This is a genomic window from Kitasatospora sp. NPDC048545, assembly GCF_040651155.1.
GTDB lineage: Bacteria > Actinomycetota > Actinomycetes > Streptomycetales > Streptomycetaceae > Kitasatospora.
In genome coordinates this window covers 1-1,023 of record NZ_JBEZIQ010000193.1, presented here as the reverse complement: position 1 = coordinate 1,023, position 1,023 = coordinate 1, and the positions used below count along the sequence as shown (strand labels likewise).

Sequence of the window (1,023 nt, the reverse complement as noted above, 5' to 3'; positions counted from 1 at the left end):
CCCGTCGCCATCCCCTACGGGATCTACGACATCGCCACCAACACCGGCTGGGTCAACGTCGGGACCGACCACGACACCTCCGAGTTCGCGGTGGAGTCCATACGCCGCTGGTGGCAGCGTCGCGGGCGGGTGCACCACCCCGACGCGACCCGCTTGCTGATCACCGCCGACGCCGGCGGCTCGAACGATCCCCGCCGCTGGACCTGGAAGAAGCACTTGGCTGCCTTCGCGCTGGAGAGCGGACTGGAGATTACGGTCTGTCACTTTCCGCCGGGCACGTCGAAATGGAACAAAATCGAACACCGGATGTTCTGCCACATCACCGCGAACTGGCGCGGCCGACCGCTGACCAGCTACCAAGTCGTCATCGAGACCATCGCTGCGACGAGCACCCGCACCGGACTGACCATCGGCGCCGAGCTGGACACCGGCAGCTACCTCCTGGGCACGACCGTCACCCCCGCCGAGTTCAAGGCCCTGCCGATCACGCCCGACGCGTTCCACGGCGACTGGAACTACACCCTGGCCCCCGTCCCGCCCCGAACGCCACAGGCACCGGCGACCGGCCGGGGGATCGATCCCGTCCTGACCACGATGCTCAGCGATCCGGCCCTGACCGGCATGCCGCGGTCCGACTTCGAACGCCTGGTGGCAGTCTCGGAGCCGTACTGGGACGCCATGGCCGAGGCTGCCTTCCAACGACGCTTCCACCGTCCGCGCAGTTACCTCCACCCGCAGACCAGCAGCCTGGATCACTACCACCGCCTCCTGGCGGCGCTGTTGCGCCGCCGCAGGGCAATCACCAGCACCCTTCTGGCGGAGCTGCTGGGCGTCACCCGCACGAACCTCTCCAACCAGTTCCAGGACGGGCACCGACTCCTGGACCTGCACCGCGTCGTCGTCACACCGCTGCCTGGATCGCCGGCTCGCACCCTGGAACAGCTCCGAGCCCACCTGCCCGACGAAGTCCACGAAGCAGGTCAACTCTGACAGTTATTCAGATACAAGCCCCGGCGGTGCCGG

General features: G+C 67.6%; 1 pseudogene. It reads left to right on the top strand.

The features are described from left to right. Positions 1–1,023, top strand: a pseudogene (locus tag AB0D10_RS46455) (ISAzo13 family transposase); the annotation flags it as partial.